This is a genomic window from Blattabacterium cuenoti, assembly GCF_014252335.1.
GTDB classification, from domain to species: domain Bacteria; phylum Bacteroidota; class Bacteroidia; order Flavobacteriales; family Blattabacteriaceae; genus Blattabacterium; species Blattabacterium cuenoti_AL.
On record NZ_CP059218.1, the window covers coordinates 432533 to 457467 of the forward strand.

The window sequence follows — 24935 nt, forward strand, 5'->3', positions numbered from 1 at the left end:
AATTCAATTGTTTCTTTTCTTTTTATTTTATTATCAATATAATTTTATATAATAATTATTTTGAACAAAGCCGGTAGAGGGATTCGAACCCACGCCCCCGAGATTACAAATCACGTGCTCTGACCAACTGAGCTACACCGGCTAGTGTGTAATAATGAATTACGACTAATAAAGAATCAGGTATTCACAAATCTATAGAGATTTTTATAAATCTCAAAAAAATAATAATTTTTAATATAATTCTATTTTTATTATTTTTTTTCTAAAAAAAAATAATAAAAATATTCCTAATGTGATTAAAATATCAGCAAAATTAAAAATAAATTGAAAAAATTGTATATGATATCCTCCAAAAATAGGAATATAATAAGGAATATAAATATTAACTATTGGTAGATAAAATATATCTACTACACATCCATTCATTAATGGAGCATATCCTTGATTATTATAAATAATTAAATTATTAAATTTAGAAATTTCTGAGTATGTAATCCATTTGTTAATTACTTTATTATAAACAGTACCAGTTTTAAATAACAGTCCATATAAAGCACTATCAAAAAAATTTCCAATAGATCCTGAACAAATTAAAATTAAAGGTACAATTAAATAATTTAAATATTTATTTTGATATTTATTATAAAATAATAAAATACAATATAATATTATTATAATAAATACTAAACGTAATATACTTAAACATAATTTACCATAAAATCCTGGTAAAATAGATATTCCATAAGCCATACCAGGATTTTCTACAAATAGAATCCAAAAAAAAGAAAAAATAGAAATACCAGTACCAGGAATGAAATGAGTTTTAACATAAATTTTTAAACATTGATCTATGAAAATAGAAAAAATACTAATACTAAACATAATTTTTTTCACAATGTTAAAAATGTTAAGTATTTTATATTTTTGTAATTTTTATATATACTAATTCTTTTTCAATACTAATATCATTTACTATATCTTTTATATTGATTTTATTTTTGTTTACCATTAATAATTGATTTGATAAAGTTTCTTTACAGATATAATGTTTATATTTATTTATAATTAATATTAATTTTGTATTATTTATATATATTGTTAATAATATTTTTTCAGTAACTATACAATTATTATTTTTTCTTAATTTTTGAATATTTCTTATTAGATCTCTTATAATTCCTTCTTCTAATAATGAATTAGAAATATTTAAATCTAATGCTACAGTAAAGTTTTCATTAGATAAAATATCCCAATTTTGTATACATTGATGAGTTATTTTAACATCTTCAATAGATAATACAATATTTTTTCCTTTTAAACATATAGTATATTTTTTGTTTTTTTCCAATTTATTAATATCTTGTAAACTGAATTTTTTAATTAAATTAACTATATTTGGAGTGTTTTTTCCAAATTTAGGTCCCAAAGAATTATAAGATGGATCAATTTTTTTCTTTATTATATTAGAATATTTTTGATAAATATTATCAACTATGTCAACATGTTTGACATTAATTTCCATTTTAAAAATTTTTTCATAATGTGTTAAAAAAATTATATTTTTTTGTTTTTTTATTGAAATAATAATACGTTCTAATGGTTGCCTTATTTTAATATTATTTTTTTTTCTTAATGAAAAAACTAAATTAGTAATACTCTGAATAAGAATCATTTTTTTTTCTAATTTTGTATTTATTAAATGATTTATCCAAGTTGGGAACTTACTCATATGAACACTTTCAACATTATTTTCTTTTGTAACAGAATTTAGATCTAAAAAAATTTTTTCAGAAAAAAAAGGTATAATTGGTGAGATTAATTTTGCAATAGTCATTAAACTATTATAAAGTATTTGATATGCTGTAATTTTAGTGGATGTATAATTATTCTTCCAAAATCTTCTTCTACATATTCGTATATACCAATTACTTAATTTATTTACAACAAATGAAAAAATAATACGTACAACTTTAGTAGGATTATATTGAGAATAATAATAATCTACCATTTTAATCATTGAATGTAATTCAGAAATAATCCATAAATCTAATTCTTTATAACCATTATCTTCATCATTATCATATTTTAAAATATTATTTTTTTTACAAAATTTAAATCCATCAATATTTGCATAAATTGCAAAAAATGAATAAATATTATATAGTGTGCCAAAAAATTTATTAATTACTATATTAAGTTCTTCTTTATTAAATTTTAAATTATCCCAAGGTTCAGAACTAAATATCATATACCAACGTATTGCATCTGCACTATATTCATCAATTAAATGAAAAGGATTAATAGTATTAGCTTTACTTTTTGACATTTTTTTACCTTTTGCATCTAATATTAATCCAGTCGATAATACAGTTTTGTATGTAATAGAATTAAATAGTAAACTACCAATAGTATGTAATGTAAAAAACCATCCTCGTATTTGATCTGTTCCCTCTGAAATAAAATCTGCTGGAAATACAATATTATTATCTATTAATTGTTTATTTTCAAATGGATAATGATATTGTGCATATGGCATTGCACCAGAATCAAACCAAACATCTATTAATTCTGAATCTCTAGTCATAGGTAATCCATTTTTAGATACTAAAATTATATTATCTACAAATGGTTTATGCAAATTTATATTGGCATAATTTTCATTACTCATATCACCTGGAATAAACTTATGTAATACATTTGTTTTCATAAATCCATACTTAATAGATTTTTCTATTTCTAGATATAATTCTTGTATTGATCCAATAACTATTTGTTCTTTTCCATCTTTAGTTCTCCAAATGGGCATAGGTGTTCCCCAATATCTAGAACGTGATAAATTCCAATCTTTTACATTATTTAACCAAGTTTCAAAACGTTTTTTTCCAATATATTTTGGAACCCAATTAATATTTTTATTTAAATTAATTAATTCATTTTTAATTTTATTAGTTCGTAAAAACCAAGAATCTAAAGGATAATAAATAATTGGCTTATTAGTTCTCCAACAATGTGGATAACTATGAGTATATTTTTTTACTCTAAATAATTGATTTCTTGTTTTAAGAAGAGTAATAATTTCTTCATCTACTGAAAAGAACTTGTTTGTTTTTTGCTCTAAAATATCATAGTTTTTATTAAATTCTTGTTTTATATATTGTCCACTAAATATTGTAGGACATATATCTAAAAATTTTCCTTTTAAATCAACTAATGGAACTGGTATATTTTTTTTATTTAATACTAATATAGAAGGTAAATCATGTTTAATAGATAATTCAAAATCATCTATTCCAAATGTTGGAGCAATATGAATAATTCCAGTTCCTTCATTGATATTTACTACATTATATCCATCTATAACTTGAAAAGCATGTTGATTTTTTGAATAAGGAAAAGGAGGAACCCATGAAAATAATTGTTCATATTTAGATCCAATTAAATTTTTTCCTTGCATTTTATATAAAATACAATAAGGAATTTTTTTATTTTTTATAATTGATAATTTATTAAAATTAATATAATTATCAACTTTATAATATTTTTCAATAGGTAAAATATTATTAATTACATTTTCAGCAAAAATAATATTTTCTATTTGTAAATTTTGATTATATATAGCAACTAATAAATAAGATATATCAGATTTAATAGCTAACGCAATATTAGAAGGTAATGTCCATGGAGTTGTAGTCCATGATAAAAAATATATATTTCCTAATATATTTGGATTAATTATCTTTGGTAAAAATTCTTTTTTAGATTGAAATTTAACAATCGGAGTAATATCTGTAATTTGTTTATATACACCTGGAAAATTTAATTCATGATAACTTAATCCAGTTCCAGCAGCTGGTGAATATGGCTGAATAGTAATTCCTCTATATATAAAATGTTTATTATATAATTCTTTAATTAACCACCAAATAGTTTCTATATATTTTGTATTATAAGTTATAAATGTATTTTGATAATTTAACCAATATCCTATTTTATTTGTAAACTGAATCCAGTTTTTTATTGATTTATTTACTAAAGATTTACAAGTATTATTATATTTTTCGATACTAATTTTTTTACCTATATGATCTTTATTAATTCCTAATGTTTTTTCTACACTTAATTCAATTGGTAATCCATGTGTATCCCATCCAGGATTGATAATAATTTTTTTACCTTTTAATGTATAATATCTACAAAAAATATCTTTAATTGTTCTTGCTATAAAATGATGTATTCCTGGATCTCCATTCATAGATGGAGGACCTTCATATACAACATAAAAATCATTTCTATTATGAGTATTAAATTTGTTATATTGAAACCTTTTTTGAAGAATATTATTTTTTTCCCAAAAAAACAATATTTCTGATGAAATTTGGTTTAAATCCAAACCATTATATTCTTTAAATTTTATATTCATAAGTAAGAAAATAATCTATTTATATTATACAAAATAATCTCCATTTTATATATGAATAATAAAAACAATAAATTTTTAATAAAAAAAAACGAAACTCCATTAATGGAGCAATATAATGATATAAAATATAAATATCCAGATAGTATTTTATTATTTCAGGTAGGAGATTTTTATGAAATTTTTGGAAAAGATGCAATTATTTGCTCGAAAGTATTAAATATTGTTTTAACAAAACGATCAAAAAGTCATATTCAATTTGCTGGATTTCCATGCCATTCATTATCATCCTTTTTACCAAAATTAATACAATCTGGATATCGTGTAGCAATTTGTGATCAATTAGATATAAAAAAAGGAAAAAATATAGTTAAAAGAGGTGTTACACAATTAATCACACCTGGTGTTATAATCGATGAAAATATCTTAAATACTAAATCAAATAATTTTTTAGCATCTATATTTTCAAATAATCAAGATGTTGGATTAAGTTTTATAGATATTTCTACTGGAGAATTTTTTATAACAGAAGATACACAAGTAAATATTTTACAATATTTAGAACATTTTAAACCTAATGAAATTATTTTTCAAAAAACACATAAAACATTATATCAAGAATTATTAAAAAATAATTATTATACATATCCTATAGAAAATTGGATGTTTGATTATTCATTATCTTATGAAAAATTAATACATCATTTTCAAACTAATTCATTAAAAGGATTTGGAATAGAAAAAATGAAGTTAGGAATAATCGCTTCTGGATCAATATTAAATTATTTATATAATAATAAATATACACAATTACATCATATTACTCATATAAAAAAAATTCAAAAAGAAAATCATATGTGGATTGATGATTTTACTTTTAAAAGTTTAGAAATTTTTCATAGTCAAAATAAACAAGGAATATCTTTATTAGATATCATTGATCAAACATTAACACCTATGGGTAGTAGATTATTAAAACATTGGATATCTTTTCCATTAAAAAATATTATAGATATCCAAAAACGTCAAAATGCTGTTAATGAATTGTGTTTAAATAAATCATTATTAGATTTTATTAGACTAAAATTAAAAAATATTTATGATATAGAAAGAATGATATCTAAAATATCTATAGGGAAAATATCTCCACGAGAAATCTTAACATTACATAAATCTATTATTTATATTATTGAAATACAAAAAAAAATATTATCATATAATATAAATGAAAATAATTTTTTATTTAAAATTATTTCTTCATTAAAAAATATTGAATTTATATCTAAAAATATTGTAAATCTTATTCAACCTGATCCACCACATAATATAGATAAAGGAAATGTAATAGCTAATGGGGTGTCTAAAAAATTAGACAATTTACGATCTACATATTTATATCATAAACAACATTTACATGAATTATGTAAAATAGAAAAATTAAATACAGGAATTTCAAATTTAAAAATAGGATATAATAATATTTTTGGATTTTATTTTGAAATTAAATCTACCAAAAAACATAAAATTCCATCTTCTTGGATATTAAAACAAACATTAATTAATGTTAAAAGATATACAACAGAAAAATTAAAAAATTTTGAAATTAATATTTTAAATGCAGAACAAAAAATACATTTTATAGAAAAAGAAATTTATTATAAAATAATTAAAAAAATGACAGCAGATATTAAACCTTTACAAGCTAATGCAAAATTAATATCTAAATTAGATGTTTTATGTTCTTTTTCTAAATCTGCATTAGATAATAATTATATAAAACCAAATATTAATCATTCTTTTAAATTATTTATCAAACAAGGAAGACATCCAGTAATTGAACAACAATTTCAATCAAAAATATATTATATACCAAATGATATAATATTAGATAAAGAAAAACAACAAATTCTTATTATCACTGGTCCTAATATGTCAGGTAAATCTGCTATTTTACGACAAACTGCTATTATGATATTAATGGCACATATTGGAAGTTTTATTCCTGCAGAACAAGCCGACATTGGATTAATAGATAGTTTATTTAGTAGAGTAGGTGCATCTGATAATATTTCTTTAGGTGAATCTACATTTATGGTAGAAATGAATGAAACAGCAAATATATTAAATAATATTTCTCAAAGAAGTTTTATTATTTTAGATGAAATTGGACGAGGAACTAGTACTTATGATGGAATTTCCATAGCATGGGCAATTATTGAATTTTTACACAAAAATAATTTTAAACCTCTAACATTATTTGCAACACATTATCATGAATTAAATAACATGAATAATGTTTTATCAAGAATAAAAGTTTTTCATATTGCTGTAAAAAAAAATCGTAATAATATTATTTTTATGCGCAAATTAATATCTGGAGGATCTGAACATAGTTTTGGAATTTACGTAGCAAAAATTTCTGGTATGCCTGTATCAATAATTGTTAAAGCTAATATATTACTAAAGCAATTTATAATAACAAAAAATTTGATTCAAACTACAAATAATAATTTTACTTATCATATAAATCAAAAAAAATGTTTATTGTTATTAAAAAAAATAATATATTGTTTACATTCAATAGACATACAAAATATTAATAATTTAACAACAGACATAGCATATTTTAAAATTAAACAAATCATAAATTTATTTAATAATAATTTGCGAGAATAGCTCAGTTGGTAGAGTACGACCTTGCCAAGGTCGGGGTCGCGGGTTCAAATCCCGTTTCTCGCTTACTTAATAAAAAAACCCAGGTGGTGGAATAGGTAGACACACAGGACTTAAAATCCTGTGATCATTATTGATCGTACGGGTTCAAATCCCGTCCTGGGTACTTTTAGAATTAAAATAATTTGGAGATTCTTTAGTTATACTTACACTATGTGGATGATTTTCTTTTAATCCAGAATTAGTAATAGTTACAAATTTTCCTTTGTTAATTAATTCTTGAATAGTAGAAACTCCACAATATCCCATACCAGAACGTAATCCACCACAAATTTGATAAATTATATCTTTTATTTTTCCTCTATAAGGTACTCTAGCTTCAATTCCTTCTGGAATATATTTTTCATTAAAATTTAAATATCTATCTTTACTACCTCTATTCATTGCAATTATTGATCCCATACCAACATAAGTTTTAAATTTTCTTCCTTGATATATAATTTCTTCACCAGGTGCTTCATCAGTACCAGCAAATAGACTACCAATCATAACTGAGTTCGCTCCAGCAGCAATAGCTTTTACAATATCTCCAGAATATCGTATTCCACCATCTGAAATTACATTAACATTTTTTTCTTTTGCATATTTACATACATCAAGTATAGCAGTAATTTGAGGCATGCCTACCCCAGAAATAACTCTTGTAGTACAAATAGATCCAGAACCAATACCAACTTTTAAAATATTTGCTCCAGCATCAATAATATCTTTAGCACCTTCCATAGTAACTATATTTCCAGCAATTAAAACAATATTTGGAAAATTATTTTTAATTTTTTTAATTAAATTTAATACACTTATAGAATGTCCATGTGCTGAATCAATAGATATAATATCTACATTTTCTTTTACTAAATTATCTATTCGTTCTAAAGAATTTTTTTCTATTCCTATTGCTGCTCCTACTCTTAAACGTCCTTTAGAATCTTTACATGCATTTGGATATTTTATTATATTATCAATATCTTTAATAGTAACTAATCCAACTAATTTATTCATTTTATCTACAAGTGGTAGTTTTTCTACTTTTTCTGTTAATAATATTTTTTTAGCTTTTTCTAAAGTAATATTTTGATGAGATACTACTAATTGTTCTTTTGTCATTACATCTTCTACCAAAGAATTAATATCTACTCTATATTTTATATCTCTTTTAGTAATTATTCCTATTAATGTATTATCATTTTCAACAACTGGAAATCCAGAAATATTATGTTTTTTCATTAATAATTGAGCATCATATAATGTAGAATATCGTGATAAAGTAATAGGATTATCTATAATTCCACTTTCACTTCTTTTAACTAAAAAAACTTCTTTAGATTGATTTTGTATATTCATATTTTTATGAATAATACCTAATCCTCCTTCTCTAGCTATTGAAATAGCTAAAGATGATTCAGTCACAGTATCCATTGCCGCACTGATAATAGGAATATTCATTATTATATCTGATGTTAAATAAGTTTTTAAAGATACTTTTGATGGAAGAATGGAAGAATAAGATGGAACTATAAGAACATCATCAAAAGTTAAAGCTGTTTTTAATATTTTATTAATCATATATTAAATAAAATTTAAGTTTCAATATTTGTATGTATTATTTTTGTCAATTATAAAATATTTTTATATTTTTTTTATATATATTTTTTCATTTCAAATTTTTATATAAATTTGTTGTGAATATTAAATAATTTTAATACAATATTATTAATTATGATGAAAAAATTAAGAATTACTATTATTACAATTTGTTTCGTATTATCTTTATTTGTAAGTAGCTGTAATAAATCTAAAAATGAAAATCCTCCTACAACAACTGAGGAAGATAAAGCAGTTAATACTACAACAAATAATGAGAATACCAATGGTACTCCAACTTCACCATCTAATCCTATTGATGAAGAATCATCAAAATCTGATGAAAGTGTTACAAATTCTGGATCAAATAAAAATGAAAAAGATAAAATAATAACAACAGATTCAGAAAATAAAGAAAATGAAAAAAAATAGTAGTATTGAATTTATTATTTTAGTTAGTGAAGGTAGTGTAAGTTAAATAATTATTTTCTTATCTCTTCACTTTTTTTTTATATTATTTGATATTATTTTTATTTTTTTACCTTTACGTGATCTCATATAATAAATTTTTGATCTTCTTACCTTACCTTTTTGATGAATTTGGATTTCTTTAATATTTGGTTGAAAAACATAAAATATTCTTTCTATACCTATAGAACCACTTATTTTTCTAACAGTAAATGTTTTTGTATAACCTTTTCCTTGTTTTTTAATTACAATTCCTTTAAAATTTTGAAGTCTTATTTTATGTCCTTCTTTAATTTCAAAAAAAACAGTAATAGTATATCCAGAATTAAAATAAGGTATTTTTTTTATTATATTTTGTTGAAATAAATGTTTTATATAAAAATTAATTGACATAATAATATTATTATTTAATTTCTTGTAAAATTTGTTTATATAAATAATATAGTCTTTTTTGATAAGGACTTTCTATATATATTCTTATTAAATTTTCAGTATGAGATTGTCTTATATGAATCCATTCTTTAGTTGAACAAAAATTAATTTTCAATCCATCTTTAAAATTCATATTATGTCCTATATATATTTTTTTAATTTTATCTAAAAGTTGAATAATATTTGTATTATCATACAATTTAATTTTTTTCTTATACATATAATAATGAGGATATCTTTTTTTTAATTTAGTTAATGATATTTTAGATAATTTAGCTATATAAGTTAAAAATAATGATATTCCTAATAATGCATCTCTTCCATACCTAAATGGTGGATAAATAATTCCACCATTTCCTTCTCCACCAATAACCGCATGAACTTTTTTCATTTTTTGAATTACATTAATTTCTCCAACTGGAGTGGAATAATAAGGAACACCTTTCATAAAAGATAAATCTTTTAAAACTTGAGAAGAAGATAAAGTAGAAACTACTGGACCTAATGTATGTTGTAAGACATAATCAGCAATTGATACCAATGTATATTCTTCACCAAAAAATTTACCATTTTCACAAATAAATACTGCTCGATCAACATCTGGATCAACAGAAATACCTAAATCAGCATGCATATTTGGAACCATTTTACAAATATGTTTCAAATTTTTTTTTATAGGTTCAGGATCATGTTGAAATATTCCATTAGGAGTACAATGTATTTTTATCACTTGTACTCCCAGTTCATCTAATAACATTGGAACAGCTATACCACCAGTTGAATTAATTCCATCTACTACAATTTTAAATTTATATTTTCTAATTAGATGTTTATCTACTAATGGTAAAGATAAAATAGACTGTATATGTTTATAAATATAATTTTTATCATATACACAATGACTCCATTTTTCACATGGTACAAAATTTATATATTTTTTTTTTACTATTAAAGAAATTTTATTAAAATCTTTTAAAGATAAAAATTCTCCATTAGAATTAAAAAATTTTAAACCATTCCAATTCTGTGGATTATGACTAGCGGTTAATATTACGCCACCGTCTACTTGTTCATTGACAATAGCAAAACCAACAGTAGGAGTAGTAGTTAATCCAATATCAATAATTTTAATTCCAAAATTTATGAAAAGAATAATAATAAATTGATTAAATAATATGGATGTTATTCTACCATCTCTGCCTAAAATAATACACAATTTATTTTTTTGTTTTGTTTTTAACCATGTAGCATATGCTGCTATAAATTGCATAATTTCTATAAGAGTAAAATTGTTATTAATTTTTCCTCCTAATGTTCCTCTTATTCCAGATAAAGTTGTTATAAGTGTCAAAAATCATTGTACTTTGATATATACAAAAATATACAATATTTTTATTAATAAAAATTGATGATTTAATTTATACGTATTATATTTATATTAAAATAATAATATTACAAATATGATATCATTATATTGTTATAATAATTATTATATCTAATAATTTATAGTTTTATGTTTATAAATAAAAAATTTATTTTATTCATGATTATTAATTTAATATGCAATGAATTAATTTAATTATTATTAGTTAGTAATAGAATCGTCATTAATAAAAAGATCATTTTTATTCATAAATAATGTTTTATCATGATTATTATTGAATTTTTGTGAAAATAATGATGGTTCATTATTATTTTCAAAATCAATAAATTTTGATTGATGACTAATAAATTTAAGACGAAATTTATCTAATCCTCCATTTCTATGTTTAGATAAAATAATTTCTGCCTGACCTATACAAGACTCTTTTCCATATGTATCCCACGTTTCAAATCCATAATATTCAGGTCTATAAATAAATAAGACAAGATCAGCATCTTGCTCAATAGAACCTGATTCACGCAAATCAGAAAGAATAGGTCTTTTTCTTCCACTTCTCATTTCAACTGCTCTTGATAATTGAGATAATGCTATAATTGGAATATCTAATTCTTTTGCTATAGATTTTAAACTTCTAGAAATAATTGAAATTTCTTGTTCTCTATTTCTTATTATAAAACTAGATGAATTATCGTGAATTCCCATTAATTGCATATAATCTAAACATACTAATTTAATTCCATGTTTAGAAATTAAATGACGACATTTTGCCCTAAAATTAAATAAAGATAATGATGGAGTATCATCAATAAGCAAAGATGATTCTTTTAATTTTTTTGTTTTATAAAATAAATATTTCCAATCTAAATCTGAAAGATTTGATTGTTTTAATTTTTCTGATGAAATACCAGTTTCTGAAGAAATTAATCTTAATATCAATTGTATCGAAGACATTTCTAATGAAAAAACTGCAACTGGAATATGTTGATCTAAAATAATATTTCTAATAATAGATAGCATAAACGTTGTTTTTCCCATTCCTGGTCGAGATGCTAATATAATTAAATCAGAATTTTGAAATCCAGAAGTAATTTTATCTAAATGATAAAATCCTGAAGAAATTCCACTTAATCCAGTTTTATTGTTGCCTATTTTTTTAATTTTATTAATTGCTTTTATAATTAATGATCGTGTATTTTCATATTTTTTTTTATTTAAATAAATTTGATTAATTTCAAATAACTCAGATTCAGCTTTATCTAATAATTCAAAAACATCAGTTTCTTCATTATAACAATGTTCTATAATATTTGCAGATATATTAATTAACTTTCGTAATAAAAATTTTTGTAAAATTATACGACTATGATATTCTACATGAGCAGAAGAAACAACTTTTTGTGTTAATTCGATCAAATATAATTCTCCACCTACACAACTTAATTTACCTTCTTTACGTAATTTATTAGCAACAGTATATAAATCAATTGGATTATAATTATGATATAAATCTTGAATAGATTGAAAAATATATTGATGTTTTTTTTTATAAAATACTTCAGGAAAAATAAGATTCATGATTTCATGTAATCCTTGTTTATCAATCATTATAGAACCTAAAATAATTTCTTCTAAATCAATAGATTGAGGTGGTATTTTTCCTTTTTTAATAGAATTGGAATAATTCATACTGATGATATTAAAATTTATAAAGTAATAAATATTTGTATATTATACTTAACAATAAATAAATGAATTATTCCAAATTAACTTATTAATATTATTTATACATTTTAATTATCATTCATAATATCCTATAGATATATATTTATTTTTTCTCTTTTTAATCAATGTATCTATTTCTATGGAAGATAATTCTTCATAATATTTTATTATTTGTTCTTTGATAGTTAAATAAGCTTTATCAGGATAAAAATGTGCTCCTCCTAAAGGTTCTTTAATAATATCGTCTATAAAATTAAATTTTTGCATATCATAAGCAGTTAATTTTAAAGATTCAGCAGCATTTTCTTTATGATCCCAATCTCCCCAAAGTATTGTAGAACAACTTTCAGGAGAAATAACAGAAAACCAAGCATTTTCCATCATTGATATTTTATCTCCTATTCCAATTCCTAATGCTCCTCCACTAGCACCTTCTCCAATAATCAATACTATTATAGGCACTTTTAAACACATCATTTCGCAAATATTCTTTCCAATTGCTTCTCCTTGTCCTTTTTCTTCAGCTTCAATTCCAGGATAAGCTCCAGGAGTATCAATCAATGATACAATAGGCTTTTGAAATTTTTCTGCTAATTTCATTAAACGTAATGCTTTTCTATAACCTTCTGGATTAGGCATACCAAATCTTCTATATTGTCTATCTTTAGTATTTTTACCTTTTTGAGTTCCAATAAACATATACGTTATATCTTCTATGTTTCCAAATCCTCCTATTATAGCTTTATCATCACCAGTATATCTATCTCCATGTAATTCAATAAAAGACTTATTATTTGTAATAGATAATATATAATCTAAAGAATATGGTCTATTTGGATGTCTAGATAATTGAACTCTCTGCCAAGGAGTAAGATTTTTATGTACATTTTTAATAGTTTCTTCTAATTTTAATTGCAATTGTAAACGAATATTTGTCATATCAATACCACTATTTTTTTCTATTGTAATGCAATTAATATATTGATCCTTAACATTTTTAATAGGTAGTTCAAAATCTAAATATTCCATAAATCATATTTTTTTGATTATAGACAAGATGTAATATATTCTTTATTAAGAAAAGAAATATGTTCAGTCGAAATTCCTTTTGGACAATCTATTTCACATGCTCTAGTATTTGTACATGCTCCAAAACCTTCTTTATCCATTTGATTTACCATATTGATCACCCTTTTTTTTCTTTCTATTTTACCTTGTGGTAATAATGATAAATGAGAAATTTTAGCTGCAACAAACAACATTGCAGATTTATTTTTACATGTTGCAATACATGCACCACAGCCAATACAAGATGCTGCATCAAAAGCTTTATCTGCCTCAGAATGAGTAATAGGAATTAAATTACCATCTAAAGGATGTCCAAATGTTCCAACTGAAATAAATCCTCCAGACATTATAATTCTATCTAAAGAGGATCTATCTACTATTAAATCTTTAATTATAGGAAATGTTTTGGCTCTCCAAGGTTCAATATAAATTGTTTCCTCATTGCAAAAATTTCTCATATGTAACTGACAAGTAGTTACAAGATCGTTTGGTCCATGAGCTCTTCCATTAATATATAAGGAACACATTCCACAAATACCTTCACGACAATCATGATCAAAAGCAATTGGAAATTCTTTTTTTTCTAATAAAATTTGATTATTTAGGATATCTAACATTTCTAAAAATGAGCTATCTGGAGAAATATTATAAATTTTATATGTTTTAAAATAACCATTTACCTTATTATTTTTTTGTCTCCATATGTTTAATGTAAAATTTAAAGATTGTTTTGCTGTCATAAATATAATTTTTATACATAAGAACGAGTTTGTAACTTTACAAAGTTGAATATTAAATGTTCTTTATACATTATTTCTTCTTTAATTGACTTTTCTTTTTGATATTTCCATATAGAAACATATTTATAATTTTCATCATTTCTCATAGATTCTCCGTCTTTTGTTTGATATTCTTCTCTAAAATGACTTCCGCAAGATTCATTTCTATTTAATGCATCCATAGCAATTAATTCACTTAATTCTAAAAAATCTGCAATTCTTATAGCTTTTTCTAATTCATAATTCATACCATCTTTAATATTTCCTGGTACAAAAATATTTTTCCAAAAAAAATGGTTTAATTCTTGTATTTTCGTGATAGCTTTATATAATCCTGGTTTATTTCTACTCATACCAACATATTTCCACATTATATGTCCAAGATGTTTATGAATATAATCTACTGAAATATCTCCTTTTTTAGATACAATTTTTAATATTTTATGTCTTACATTTTTTTCTGATTTGTGAAATTCTTCATGATCAGTAGATATTTCATTTTTATTGTTAATAAATTTAGATAAATAATCAGATATAGTATAAGGAATAATAAAGTATCCATCTGCTAATCCCTGCATTAATGCAGAAGCACCCAGTCTATTAGCTCCATGATCTGAAAAATTTGCTTCACCTATGACATAACATCCGTTAATAGTAGACATAAGATTATAATCGACCCATAATCCACCCATAGTATAATGAGCAGCAGGATAAATTTTCATAGGTATATTGTATGGATTATCTCCAGTAATGGTTTCATACATATGAAATAAATTACCATATTTTGATTCTAATACTTGTTTACCATAAGATCTTATTGTATCAGTACTAATATTGTTAATCCCTAATTCATTACTTTTTTCTAATCCATAATAATTTATAGCATGATCAAAATCTAAAAAAATACCTTCGTTTGTATCATTATTTTCTATACCAAACCCGGCATTACATCTTTCTTTAGCAGCACGAGATGCAATATCTCTTGGAACTAAATTTCCAAATGAAGGATATTTTCTTTCTAGAAAATAATCTCTATTTTTTTCTGAAATATTTTTAGGAGATTGTTTACCAGTTCTTATATTAATAGCATCTTCTATATTTTTGGGAACCCAAATTCTTCCATCATTTCTTAATGATTCAGACATTAATGTTAATTTAGATTGAAAATTACCATGAATTGGAATACATGTAGGATGAATTTGTGTATAACATGGATTGGCAAATCCACCTCCTTTTTTATGAACCCTCCAAATAGCACTAGCATTAGCCCCCATTGCGTTAGTAGATAAAAAAAATACATTACTATATCCTCCAGATGCAATAATAACTGTATGTGCTGTATGTTTTTCCAATTCTCCAGAAACTAAATTTCTAGCAATAATACCTCTCGCTGCACCATCTATTACTACTAAATCCATCATTTCATGACGATTATACATTTTAATTCTACCTTTTCCAATTTGTCTAGACATTGCTGAATAACATGCAAGTAATAATTGTTGCCCTGTTTGTCCTTTTGCATAAAATGTTCGGGAGACTTTAGTACCTCCAAAAGATCTATTTTCTAAATATCCTGCATAATCTCTAGCAAATGGAACACCTTGTGCAACACATTGATCTATAATATTTGAAGAAAGTTCTGCTAAACGATATACATTTGCTTCACGTGATCTATAATCACCTCCTTTAATAGTATCATAAAATAATCTATAAATTGAATCATTATCTCCTTTATAATTTTTAGCAGCATTAATTCCACCTTGAGCAGCAACAGAATGTGCTCGTCTAGGAGAATCTTGATAACAAAAAACTTTGACTCTGTATCCTAATTCAGCTAAAGATGAAGATGCTGATGCACCCGCTAATCCAGATCCTACAATAATAATATCTAAATGATTACGATTTGAAGGTGAGATTACTTCTAAAGAAGATTTATAATTTGTCCATTGTTCATCTAATGAACCAGATGGAATTTGAGCATTAAGTTTATAATTTTGTTTCATAAAATTAATTATGAATCAAACAAAAAAAACCAAATCGCAATAAAAGAAAAACCTAAACATATAGACCAAACATAATAACATCCAAGTTTTTTAATCCATAACAAATTTTTTTTATTAGATAATCCTAATGATTGAAAAGAAGATGTAAATCCATGATTTAAATGAATACCTAAAATCAAAAAAGAAAATATATATATAAATGTATATACAGGATATTTAAATAATGTAGTGACTATTTTATAATCTGATATTACGTCTTTATTATTATTATGATAATATCTCATTGGAATTGTAAAATTCATTAAATGTAATATTAAAAATCCTAATACTAAAAATCCTGTATATATCATATTTCTACTACTAAATGTTGTAATATATTGTTTCATTGAATAATCAATACTATCTTGTGATAAAGAATTTTTTATATGCAATGTAATACCAAAAATTATATGAATTATAAATCCTAACGCTAAAACATATTCTAAAATTTTTATAAAAAAATTATTTCTCATAAAAAACACTGCATTATTAAATGATTTTTCTCCATCAAACAAAAACATATTTATACTTAAATGTAATAATAAAAATAACATAAGAAATACCCCTGTCATTGCCATGATTACTTTTTTCCCTATAGAAGATCTAATAAAATGAACAATCATCTATCAAATATATTTAATTTTTTATTTTTATAAAAGCATCTATTAATAAATCAATATCTGTTTTTTCATTAAAAAACCCAAATGAAATTCTTATTGGAGTCATTGTTCTTAATTTTTTTTTATCAGAAATAGATTGTATAACATGTGAGACTTCTTTTAAATTATATGAATTACATGAACTACCTTTAGAAATTGCTACTCCCATTAAATCTAAATGAAAATAAAGTAAATGATCTTTTTTTGGATAAAAAATATTTAATATAGATGGTATACTTTGATCAGTATCGGATAAACCATTAAACACAATATTGGGAATATTTTTTTTCAATTCTGAAATACAATATAATTTTAACTGTTTCATTTTTTTTTCATAACTATCAAAATTATATGATGATAAATTTAATGCCTCTGATAATCCAATAATACCATATATATTTTCTGTACCAGGACGAATACCATATTCTTGATATCCACCTGTTATTAATGGTTTAATTTGTTTGATAAGTTGTTTTCTAATAAAAATAAAACCAATACCTTTTGGACCATAAAATTTATGAGCACTAGCCGTTGCAAAATCAAAAGGAGAAGATTGAAGATTCATTGGATAATTTCCTATCATTTGAATAGTATCAGAATGAAAATATGCATTATATTTATGACATAGATTTCCAACATTTTCAATATCTAATAAATTACCTATTTCATTATTAGCATGCATTAAACTAACAAGAATGTTTTTATGCTTATTATTATAAGAATATTTTTTCAATTTTTGTTCTAAATCATTGATATCTACAATTCCCTTATGATTTATATGTATATATACAACATATATATTATATTTATATGATAAATCTAAAATTGTTTTCAATACTGAAACATGTTCTATAGAAGATGTGAAAATATATTGTATTTTTAAATATATTACTGAAGATCTTAATATAATATTATTTGATTCTGTTCCCCCGGATGTAAAAATAATTTCAGATGGAGAAACATGAAGATGATTAGATATTTGAAGTCTAGACTCTTCTATGATAGATTTAGATTTTCTACCATAAATATGTTGTGTAGATGATGGATTTCCAAATGAATAATTGTCTTTTAAAGTATTTACCATAATTTGTATAACCTCTTTTTTAAGAGGAGTCGTTGCTGCATTATCTAAGTACGCAATTTTCATACATAAAATAAAAACATATTATAAATAATAATTAAATATTCTATTACAAATACAAATCTATCATAATTTAAATTATAACTTATGTTTACTTTTCTGTTAGAAATTTAACTGTATATGTATATTTTAATAAGTTATCATGAAATTAATATAATCATAATAAAGCAAAATAAACTATGAAAGATTCTATTACCTCATTCATTGATACATATTTTCTTCATTTTAATGCACTTTCTTTATCTGAAGCAGCTAAAGCATATAAAAATCATATTCAAAATAATGGAAAAATGATGATCACCTTAGCAGGAGCTATGAGTACTGCAGAATTAGGCAAAATTTTAGCGAAAATGATTAGAAAAAATCAAGTACATATTATTTCCTGTACTGGTGCTAATTTAGAAGAAGATGTTATGAATTTAATAGCACATTCACATTATAAAAAAATTTTACATTATAGATCTTTAACACCATTTGAAGAAAAAGAATTTTTAAAACAAGGATTTAATCGAATCACCGATACTTGTATCCCAGAAAAAGAAGCTTTAAAAAAATTTCAAACATCTATTTTTCATATATGGAATAGAGCTAAACAAAAATCGAAAAAGTATTTTCCACATGAATATATTTATCAACTATTATTAGAACATAAATTAGAACCTTATGATATTTCACCAAAAGACAGTTGGGTATTAGAAGCAGCTAAAAAAAATTTACCCATGGTAGTGCCAGGTTGGGAAGATAGTACCATAGGTAATATTTTTACTTCTTTTTGTATAAAAAAAAATTTTTCATCTTCTATTATTAAAACTGGAATAGAATATATGATGTATTTAGCAAAATGGTATCAAAAAGAATCTAAAACAAATAAAATAGGATTTTTTCAAATAGGTGGTGGAATTTCAGGTGATTTTCCTATTTGTGTAGTTCCTATGTTATCACAAGATTTAGGACTTCATAATACACCATTTTGGTCATATTTTTGTCAAATATCTGATTCTACTACTAGTTATGGATCTTATTCAGGAGCAGTTCCTAATGAAAAAATTACTTGGGGAAAATTAGATAAAAATACTCCAAAATTTATTATTGAATCAGATGCTACTATTGTTGCACCATTAATTTTTGCATATGTATTAAATATGTAATTTATTTATTAATTTAATTAACTAAACTAAAAAAATAATTTTATGAACAATTATTCATATGATATTGTTATTATTGGCTCTGGACCAGGCGGTTATGTAGCGGCTATTAGAGCTAGTCAATTAGGATTTCGTACTGCTATTATAGAAAAGGATACACATTTAGGTGGCACTTGTTTAAATGTAGGATGTATTCCATCTAAATATCTATTACATTCTTCAAAATATTTTTTTTTATCTAAAAAAGAATATCACTCATATGGAATTACTTATGATAATATCTATTTAAATTTCAATAAAATGATGAATAAAAAAAATGATATTATTAATAATCTTAATATAGGTTTACAATTTTTAATGAAAAAAAATAAAATAGATATATATCATGGATTAGCTACTTTTAAAAATAAACATGTAATATCTATTCAAAGAATACAAAAAGATAATAATTATATCAATCAAGAAATACAATTTAAATACTGCATAATAGCTACTGGATCAGAATCACAAACTCATCCTAAATTTATAAAAAATAAAAGAATTTTATTTTCTAAAAATGCACTATCTATTCATGAAATTCCAAAAAGATTAATCGTAATTGGAGGAGGAATTATTGGAATAGAATTAAGTGCAATTTATCAAAGATTAGGTAGTCAAGTTATTATTCTTGAAACCATGGATAAATTAATTTCCAATATGGATCATTCTTTAAGTGATTCAATGAAAAAAATCTTAGAAGAAAATTCTATTCAAGTAGAAACTTCTTTATTGATTGATAATATTCAAATGCTGAAAAATAATACAGAAATATACATTACTGTCGTAAAAAAAAATAATGGTAAAAAAATAAATTATATAGGAGATTATTGTCTGATATCTATAGGACGAATTCCATATACTCAACATCTTAATTTAAATCAATTAGGAATTAAACAAGATAATAAAGGTTTTATTTTAGTAAATGAACATTTACAATGTAATACCGTTAATAATATTTATGCTATAGGTGACGTTATTGGAGGTAAAATGTTAGCACATAAAGCAGAAGAAGAAGGATTATATGTAGTAGAATATTTAGCTGGACAAAATCCAAATAAATTAAATTATAATTTAGTACCTAGTATTATATATACTTATCCTGAAGTATCTAGCGTTGGAAAAACTGAAGCAGAAATTAAAAATGAAAAAATAGAATATAATATAGGAATTTTTCCACTTAAAAATTTAGGAATATCAAAAATAATTGATAATGATAGTTGTAAGCATGGTTTTGTAAAAATTATATCAAAAAAATCCACAGATGAAATTTTAGGAATTCATATGATAGGACCTAATGTTTCAGAAATCATAATGACAGCGGCTATTGCTATGGAATTTAGAGCTACTTCAGAAGATTTATATAGAATTTGTTATCCACATCCTACATTTAGTGAATCTCTTAAAGAAGCCGCTTTAATGACTTTTACGAAACAAGCTATACATATATAATTTTTATAAGTAAATTTATTATTTGTAGTTGATAGATTAATGTTTATTCTTTCAATTATGTAATTTTTTTTTTTTTTTTATAAGAGTGTCTTTGGTTTCTATATTTTTTTCATTTAAAATACAACAATTAACCGGACATACAGTTGCACATTGTGGAACATTATAAAAACCGATACATTCTGTACATTTTTCATCAACTATAAAATAATGATCCAGTTCTTTTGGATTATAATAATTTGTTTCGTTTAAGGAAGTCCCTTCTGACATACTCCATTTTTTCCCTCCTTCATAAATAGCATGATTAGGACATTCTAATTGACATGCACCGCAATTAATACATTCTTTGGTAATTATTAGAGACATTTATTTTCATTATTAAATTTGTTCAAAAATATAATTACGTAGTAATTTATATTTTATTGCTTGTTTTTTACTATTACAACATCATCCATCCAAATTTTCCATGATTCTTCGGCTTGAATATGTAACATTTTTAATCCATTTCTAGTAATAGCATTATATTTTTTACCTTGTTTTAAAAATAATGTTTCAGTTGGATTATAAATTAAGTCATATAAATAATGTGTATCAGTTAAATATTGATATGGCAATTTTGGGCAATATTTAATTAATGGATATGTTCCTATAGGAGTACAATTGATAATAATTTTGTACATATTTAACAGTTTTTTATTTATATTTTCATATAATAAATAATTATTATTATTACTATTTCTAGAAATAAATTTATGTGGAATATGTAACTTGTTTAATACAAATGAAACTGATAAAGATACCCCACCAGTTCCTAATATTAATGCTCTAAGATTATTATTATTTTGGCATTTGATTTTCTTTATATCTTCTTTGAAGGACCGTTCAAATCCTATGATATCAGTATTATATCCAATAAGATGTTTTGTATTTTTAATTTTTGTTATTTTTACAACATTTACAGAACCTATATGAGCTGATTCTTTACTCATATCATGTAAAAATGGAATAATTTTTGTTTTATATGGAATAGTGACATTAAATCCTTTTAAATTAGGTATTTTTAAAATATATGAAATTTGCTCTATATTATCAATATCAAAAATTTCATAATTAGCATCATTAATAGATTCTCTATGAAATTTGGTTATAAAAAACTTCTTTGAAAATGAATAAAATATATTCTTTCCGACCAATCCAAATAAATTTTTTGTTTTCAATTAATTTTCTTTATTCTTCTTTCAATTGTTTGATTTTTTCTCTATATATAGCTCTTAAAATTTCATTTCTACGATATTCAGAAGGTTTTATAAATTGTTGTTTTTCTTTTAATTCTTTTAAAACTTTTGTTTTATCAAACTTTTTTTTACTTTTTTTTAAAGCTTTTTCAATAGATTCTCCTTCTCTTACGGTTGTAATTAATATCATAAATTTATATATAAATTGAATATAATAAATATAGTATAGTGGACACTATCGGATTTGAACCGACGACCTCTACTCTGTCAAAGTAGTGCTCTTACCCTACTGAGCTAAATGTCCATCATAATATTATTATTAAAATTAAATATTTTTTCATGATTCACAAAAATTAAAAACAATATGTCGTTTCATGTATTGGATAAATCTATAATAAACTTAGGAATAAGTTTAAATCAATATCAATTATTTAATATTGAATTAAATATACGTACATATGAAGATTTAATACTTTTCTATCCAAAAAAATATATTTATTCTCCTTTATTAGAAAATATATCAAAATTAAAATCTTATATCAATATTAATTCTCTTCAAATACAAATCATTGGTAAAATAACAAAATTTGAAGAAATAAATTATAAAAATAATCAATGTAAAAAAAAAATATTAATAGCAAATTTTGAAGATAACACAGGATTTATTGAATTAGTATGGTTTAAACACATCAATTTTTTGAAAAAAAAAATTAAAAAATATACATTAATTTTAGTATCCGGTAAAATCAATGTTTTTAGAGGTAAAATTCAAATTTTTCATCCTGAACTTCAATATATTAATGATAATAATTATATATATAATTCTATATATCCTATTTATTATATTCCAAACAAATTAATCAAATATGGTATCAATAATTTTTTTATCAGGAAAATGTTAAAAAAATTGATAATAGAATTAAACAATGATTTAAATATTATAGATAAAATTTTAATTCATCAAAATCATCATTTTATGACAAGAAAAAATGCTTTAATACAAATACATTTTCCGCAATCATTAAAAATTTTATCACAAGCAAGATATAGAATGAAATTTGAAGAATTATTTTTTTTAAAATTATCTCTTTTATCAAAAACAGAAAGAACAACTAATATTTCAGATAGTTATTCTTTTTCAAAATTAGGTAATCATTTCGAAAAATTTTATAATTATTTTTTACCTTTTTCTTTAACACAAGAACAAAAACGAGTGTTTAAAGAAATCAGAAATGATCTTAAACAACCTCAACAAATGAATAGATTATTACAAGGAGATGTTGGATGTGGAAAGACTATAATTGCTATATTATCTATGTTATTAGCATTAGATAATGGATTTCAATCTTGTTTAATGGTTCCAACTGAAGTTTTAGCTATACAACATTATTTGTCTATTAAAAAAATGTTTTTTGGAATTGGTATTAACATTGCATTATTAACCAGTTCTATACCTAAATCAACTAAAGATAATATATATAATGATATATTAAAAGGAAAAATTTCAATTTTAATAGGAACTCATTCATTAATTCAAGAATCTATTAAATTTAAAAATCTTGGATTAGCCATAATAGATGAACAACAAAGATTTGGAGTTGAACAGAGATCTAAAATATGGAGTAAAAATATAAAACCACCTCATATCCTAATTATGACAGCTACTCCTATTCCAAGAACTTTAGCCATGACAATCTATAATGATTTAAAAATATCGATTATCAAAGACATACCGTTAAATAGAAAACCGATTATTACTATACATGTTTTAAATAAAAATAGAAAAACAGTAATTAACATAATCAAACAACAACTTGTAATAGGAAGACAAGTATATATAGTATATCCTATGATTAAACAAACATCATCACATAATCAATACAAAAGTTTAATGTTAGGCTATCAACTATTAAAAAATAAAATATTTTCTAATATTAAACATCAAATTGGAATTTTATATGGAGAAATGAGTTATCAAGAAAAAAATTTACAAATTAATAGATTTTTACGTGGAGAAACTAAAATTATGGTTTCTACTACGGTAATAGAAGTAGGAGTTGATGTACCTAATGCATCAGTTATGTTAATTGAAAATGCCAATTCATTTGGTTTATCACAATTACATCAATTAAGAGGTAGAGTAGGTCGTGGTCCACATCAAAGTTATTGTATTATGATGACGGATAATAAAATTAATGTAGAAAGTTCTTATAGAATTAAAATAATGTGTCAAACTAACGATGGATTAGAAATTGCTAAAAAAGATTTAAATTTACGAGGTAGTGGAGATTTAACAGGTACTAAACAGAGTGGTAAAATTTCTTTAAGAATTGCAAATCTGATTAAAGATCATGAATTAATGAAAAAAGTTATTCCACTTGTAAAATATTATATTAAACAAAATCCAAATTGTTTTTTAACTCATAGCAAAATGATAAAAAATTACTTTTATAAATATTATCAATCTTTTTGGAAAGATATAGGATAGTATATAATATATAAATTAATAGTATTTATTATTACATTAATTACAAGATATTTGTTCCTCCATTATTAACAATAATGAATGTATTATATTTAAATTATACTAATAATACAATATAGTTAGTTACAGTTTTATGTGTCAAAAAATCATATAAAACAA

19 protein-coding genes and 4 tRNA genes are annotated in these 24935 nt (G+C 23.0%); 7 read left to right on the top strand and 16 right to left on the bottom strand.

Annotated elements, in window-relative coordinates; all coding sequences use genetic code 11:
* Positions 1-68: 68 nt before the first annotated feature.
* From H0H37_RS02120 to ileS, 3 genes are all read right to left on the bottom strand, one after another.
* Positions 69-142 (bottom strand) — tRNA-Thr (locus tag H0H37_RS02120).
* An 89-nt stretch (positions 143-231) separates the two neighbouring features.
* Positions 232-882, bottom strand: coding sequence for a signal peptidase II (locus tag H0H37_RS02125; RefSeq protein WP_238785480.1), 651 nt, complete (start codon positions 880-882; stop codon positions 232-234).
* Positions 883-916: 34 nt separating this feature from the next.
* Positions 917-4420 (bottom strand): isoleucine--tRNA ligase, encoded by a 3504-nt coding sequence (gene ileS, locus H0H37_RS02130; protein WP_185882316.1) that lies wholly within the window; start codon positions 4418-4420, stop codon positions 917-919.
* Positions 4421-4471: 51 nt separating this feature from the next.
* On the opposite strand from ileS, the gene mutS reads away from it, so the two are divergent.
* The 3 genes from mutS to H0H37_RS02145 all read left to right on the top strand — a co-directional run bounded on the left by mutS (position 4472) and on the right by H0H37_RS02145 (position 7256).
* A complete protein-coding gene (gene mutS / locus H0H37_RS02135) occupies positions 4472-7093 on the top strand; it encodes a DNA mismatch repair protein MutS (protein ID WP_185882317.1) in 2622 nt (873 codons plus the stop codon).
* A tRNA-Gly gene (locus tag H0H37_RS02140) sits at positions 7084-7156 on the top strand. Before mutS ends, H0H37_RS02140 begins: the two co-directional genes overlap by 10 nt.
* Before the next feature lie 14 nt (positions 7157-7170).
* Positions 7171-7256: transfer RNA gene (locus tag H0H37_RS02145), tRNA-Leu, on the top strand.
* On the opposite strand, the gene guaB is transcribed toward H0H37_RS02145, so the two are convergent.
* Entirely contained in the window at positions 7238-8713 is a 1476-nt protein-coding gene (gene guaB, locus H0H37_RS02150) for an IMP dehydrogenase (RefSeq protein WP_185882318.1), read from the bottom strand. The genes H0H37_RS02145 and guaB overlap by 19 nt on opposite strands.
* A gap of 153 nt (positions 8714-8866) precedes the next feature.
* Between guaB and H0H37_RS02155 the strand changes: the two genes are divergently transcribed.
* Entirely contained in the window at positions 8867-9163 is a 297-nt protein-coding gene (locus tag H0H37_RS02155) for a hypothetical protein (protein WP_185882319.1), read from the top strand.
* A gap of 66 nt (positions 9164-9229) precedes the next feature.
* Here H0H37_RS02155 and rplS read toward each other — a convergent pair whose 3' ends face one another.
* The 8 genes from rplS to H0H37_RS02195 all read right to left on the bottom strand — a co-directional run bounded on the left by rplS (position 9230) and on the right by H0H37_RS02195 (position 18432).
* Complete coding sequence (gene rplS, locus H0H37_RS02160) at positions 9230-9592, bottom strand: 50S ribosomal protein L19 (RefSeq protein WP_185882320.1); 363 nt, start codon at positions 9590-9592, stop codon at positions 9230-9232.
* Between the two features lie 10 nt (positions 9593-9602).
* Positions 9603-10982 carry a phosphohexomutase domain-containing protein gene (locus H0H37_RS02165; RefSeq protein WP_185882321.1) on the bottom strand — a complete coding sequence of 460 codons (1380 nt, stop codon included), beginning with the start codon at positions 10980-10982 and terminating at the stop codon, positions 9603-9605.
* Between the two features lie 234 nt (positions 10983-11216).
* Positions 11217-12701, bottom strand: coding sequence for a replicative DNA helicase (dnaB, locus tag H0H37_RS02170; RefSeq protein WP_185882322.1), 1485 nt, complete (start codon positions 12699-12701; stop codon positions 11217-11219).
* Between the two features lie 111 nt (positions 12702-12812).
* Positions 12813-13766 (bottom strand): acetyl-CoA carboxylase carboxyltransferase subunit alpha, encoded by a 954-nt coding sequence (locus H0H37_RS02175; protein ID WP_185882323.1) that lies wholly within the window; start codon positions 13764-13766, stop codon positions 12813-12815.
* A 17-nt stretch (positions 13767-13783) separates the two neighbouring features.
* Positions 13784-14545 (bottom strand): succinate dehydrogenase/fumarate reductase iron-sulfur subunit, encoded by a 762-nt coding sequence (locus H0H37_RS02180; protein WP_185882324.1) that lies wholly within the window; start codon positions 14543-14545, stop codon positions 13784-13786.
* Positions 14546-14556: 11 nt separating this feature from the next.
* Positions 14557-16587: a fumarate reductase/succinate dehydrogenase flavoprotein subunit gene (locus H0H37_RS02185; protein ID WP_185882325.1), complete on the bottom strand. Its 2031-nt coding sequence runs from the start codon at positions 16585-16587 to the stop codon at positions 14557-14559.
* 8 nt (positions 16588-16595) lie between these two features.
* Positions 16596-17249: a succinate dehydrogenase gene (locus H0H37_RS02190; protein WP_185882326.1), complete on the bottom strand. Its 654-nt coding sequence runs from the start codon at positions 17247-17249 to the stop codon at positions 16596-16598.
* Positions 17250-17262: 13 nt separating this feature from the next.
* Positions 17263-18432, bottom strand: coding sequence for a cysteine desulfurase family protein (locus H0H37_RS02195; RefSeq protein WP_185882327.1), 1170 nt, complete (start codon positions 18430-18432; stop codon positions 17263-17265).
* A 173-nt stretch (positions 18433-18605) separates the two neighbouring features.
* Here H0H37_RS02195 and H0H37_RS02200 point away from each other — a divergent pair, with 173 nt between their 5' ends.
* Both H0H37_RS02200 and lpdA read left to right on the top strand, forming a co-directional pair.
* Positions 18606-19574: a deoxyhypusine synthase family protein gene (locus H0H37_RS02200; protein ID WP_185882328.1), complete on the top strand. Its 969-nt coding sequence runs from the start codon at positions 18606-18608 to the stop codon at positions 19572-19574.
* A 42-nt stretch (positions 19575-19616) separates the two neighbouring features.
* Positions 19617-21059: a dihydrolipoyl dehydrogenase gene (gene lpdA / locus H0H37_RS02205; protein ID WP_185882329.1), complete on the top strand. Its 1443-nt coding sequence runs from the start codon at positions 19617-19619 to the stop codon at positions 21057-21059.
* A gap of 51 nt (positions 21060-21110) precedes the next feature.
* Here lpdA and H0H37_RS02210 read toward each other — a convergent pair whose 3' ends face one another.
* From H0H37_RS02210 to H0H37_RS02225, 4 genes are all read right to left on the bottom strand, one after another.
* Positions 21111-21422, bottom strand: a complete 312-nt coding sequence (locus H0H37_RS02210) for a 4Fe-4S dicluster domain-containing protein (RefSeq protein ID WP_185882330.1) — start codon at positions 21420-21422, stop codon at positions 21111-21113.
* A 53-nt stretch (positions 21423-21475) separates the two neighbouring features.
* Positions 21476-22273 (bottom strand): shikimate dehydrogenase family protein, encoded by a 798-nt coding sequence (locus H0H37_RS02215; RefSeq protein ID WP_185882331.1) that lies wholly within the window; start codon positions 22271-22273, stop codon positions 21476-21478.
* Between the two features lie 10 nt (positions 22274-22283).
* Positions 22284-22481 carry a 30S ribosomal protein S21 gene (gene rpsU, locus H0H37_RS02220; RefSeq protein ID WP_185872670.1) on the bottom strand — a complete coding sequence of 66 codons (198 nt, stop codon included), beginning with the start codon at positions 22479-22481 and terminating at the stop codon, positions 22284-22286.
* A 39-nt stretch (positions 22482-22520) separates the two neighbouring features.
* Positions 22521-22595: transfer RNA gene (locus tag H0H37_RS02225), tRNA-Val, on the bottom strand.
* A 60-nt stretch (positions 22596-22655) separates the two neighbouring features.
* On the opposite strand from H0H37_RS02225, the gene recG reads away from it, so the two are divergent.
* The gene (recG, locus tag H0H37_RS02230; protein WP_185882332.1) at positions 22656-24779 is read left to right on the top strand and encodes an ATP-dependent DNA helicase RecG; all 2124 of its coding nucleotides are present in this window, start codon (positions 22656-22658) and stop codon (positions 24777-24779) included.
* Positions 24780-24935: the final 156 nt, after the last annotated feature.

Bases quoted from the DNA above. Each gene is read 5' to 3' on its own strand.
- H0H37_RS02125 (WP_238785480.1), bottom strand. From the start codon at position 882: ATGTTTAGTATTAGTATTTTTTCTATTTTCATAGATCAATGTTTAAAA.
- ileS (WP_185882316.1), bottom strand. From the start codon at position 4,420: ATGAATATAAAATTTAAAGAATATAATGGTTTGGATTTAAACCAAATT.
- mutS (WP_185882317.1), top strand. From the start codon at position 4,472: ATGAATAATAAAAACAATAAATTTTTAATAAAAAAAAACGAAACTCCA.
- guaB (WP_185882318.1), bottom strand. From the start codon at position 8,713: ATGATTAATAAAATATTAAAAACAGCTTTAACTTTTGATGATGTTCTT.
- H0H37_RS02155 (WP_185882319.1), top strand. From the start codon at position 8,867: ATGATGAAAAAATTAAGAATTACTATTATTACAATTTGTTTCGTATTA.
- rplS (WP_185882320.1), bottom strand. From the start codon at position 9,592: ATGTCAATTAATTTTTATATAAAACATTTATTTCAACAAAATATAATA.
- dnaB (WP_185882322.1), bottom strand. From the start codon at position 12,701: ATGAATTATTCCAATTCTATTAAAAAAGGAAAAATACCACCTCAATCT.
- H0H37_RS02175 (WP_185882323.1), bottom strand. From the start codon at position 13,766: ATGGAATATTTAGATTTTGAACTACCTATTAAAAATGTTAAGGATCAA.
- H0H37_RS02180 (WP_185882324.1), bottom strand. From the start codon at position 14,545: ATGACAGCAAAACAATCTTTAAATTTTACATTAAACATATGGAGACAA.
- H0H37_RS02185 (WP_185882325.1), bottom strand. From the start codon at position 16,587: ATGAAACAAAATTATAAACTTAATGCTCAAATTCCATCTGGTTCATTA.
- H0H37_RS02190 (WP_185882326.1), bottom strand. From the start codon at position 17,249: ATGATTGTTCATTTTATTAGATCTTCTATAGGGAAAAAAGTAATCATG.
- H0H37_RS02195 (WP_185882327.1), bottom strand. From the start codon at position 18,432: ATGAAAATTGCGTACTTAGATAATGCAGCAACGACTCCTCTTAAAAAA.
- H0H37_RS02200 (WP_185882328.1), top strand. From the start codon at position 18,606: ATGAAAGATTCTATTACCTCATTCATTGATACATATTTTCTTCATTTT.
- lpdA (WP_185882329.1), top strand. From the start codon at position 19,617: ATGAACAATTATTCATATGATATTGTTATTATTGGCTCTGGACCAGGC.
- H0H37_RS02210 (WP_185882330.1), bottom strand. From the start codon at position 21,422: ATGTCTCTAATAATTACCAAAGAATGTATTAATTGCGGTGCATGTCAA.
- rpsU (WP_185872670.1), bottom strand. From the start codon at position 22,481: ATGATATTAATTACAACCGTAAGAGAAGGAGAATCTATTGAAAAAGCT.
- recG (WP_185882332.1), top strand. From the start codon at position 22,656: ATGTCGTTTCATGTATTGGATAAATCTATAATAAACTTAGGAATAAGT.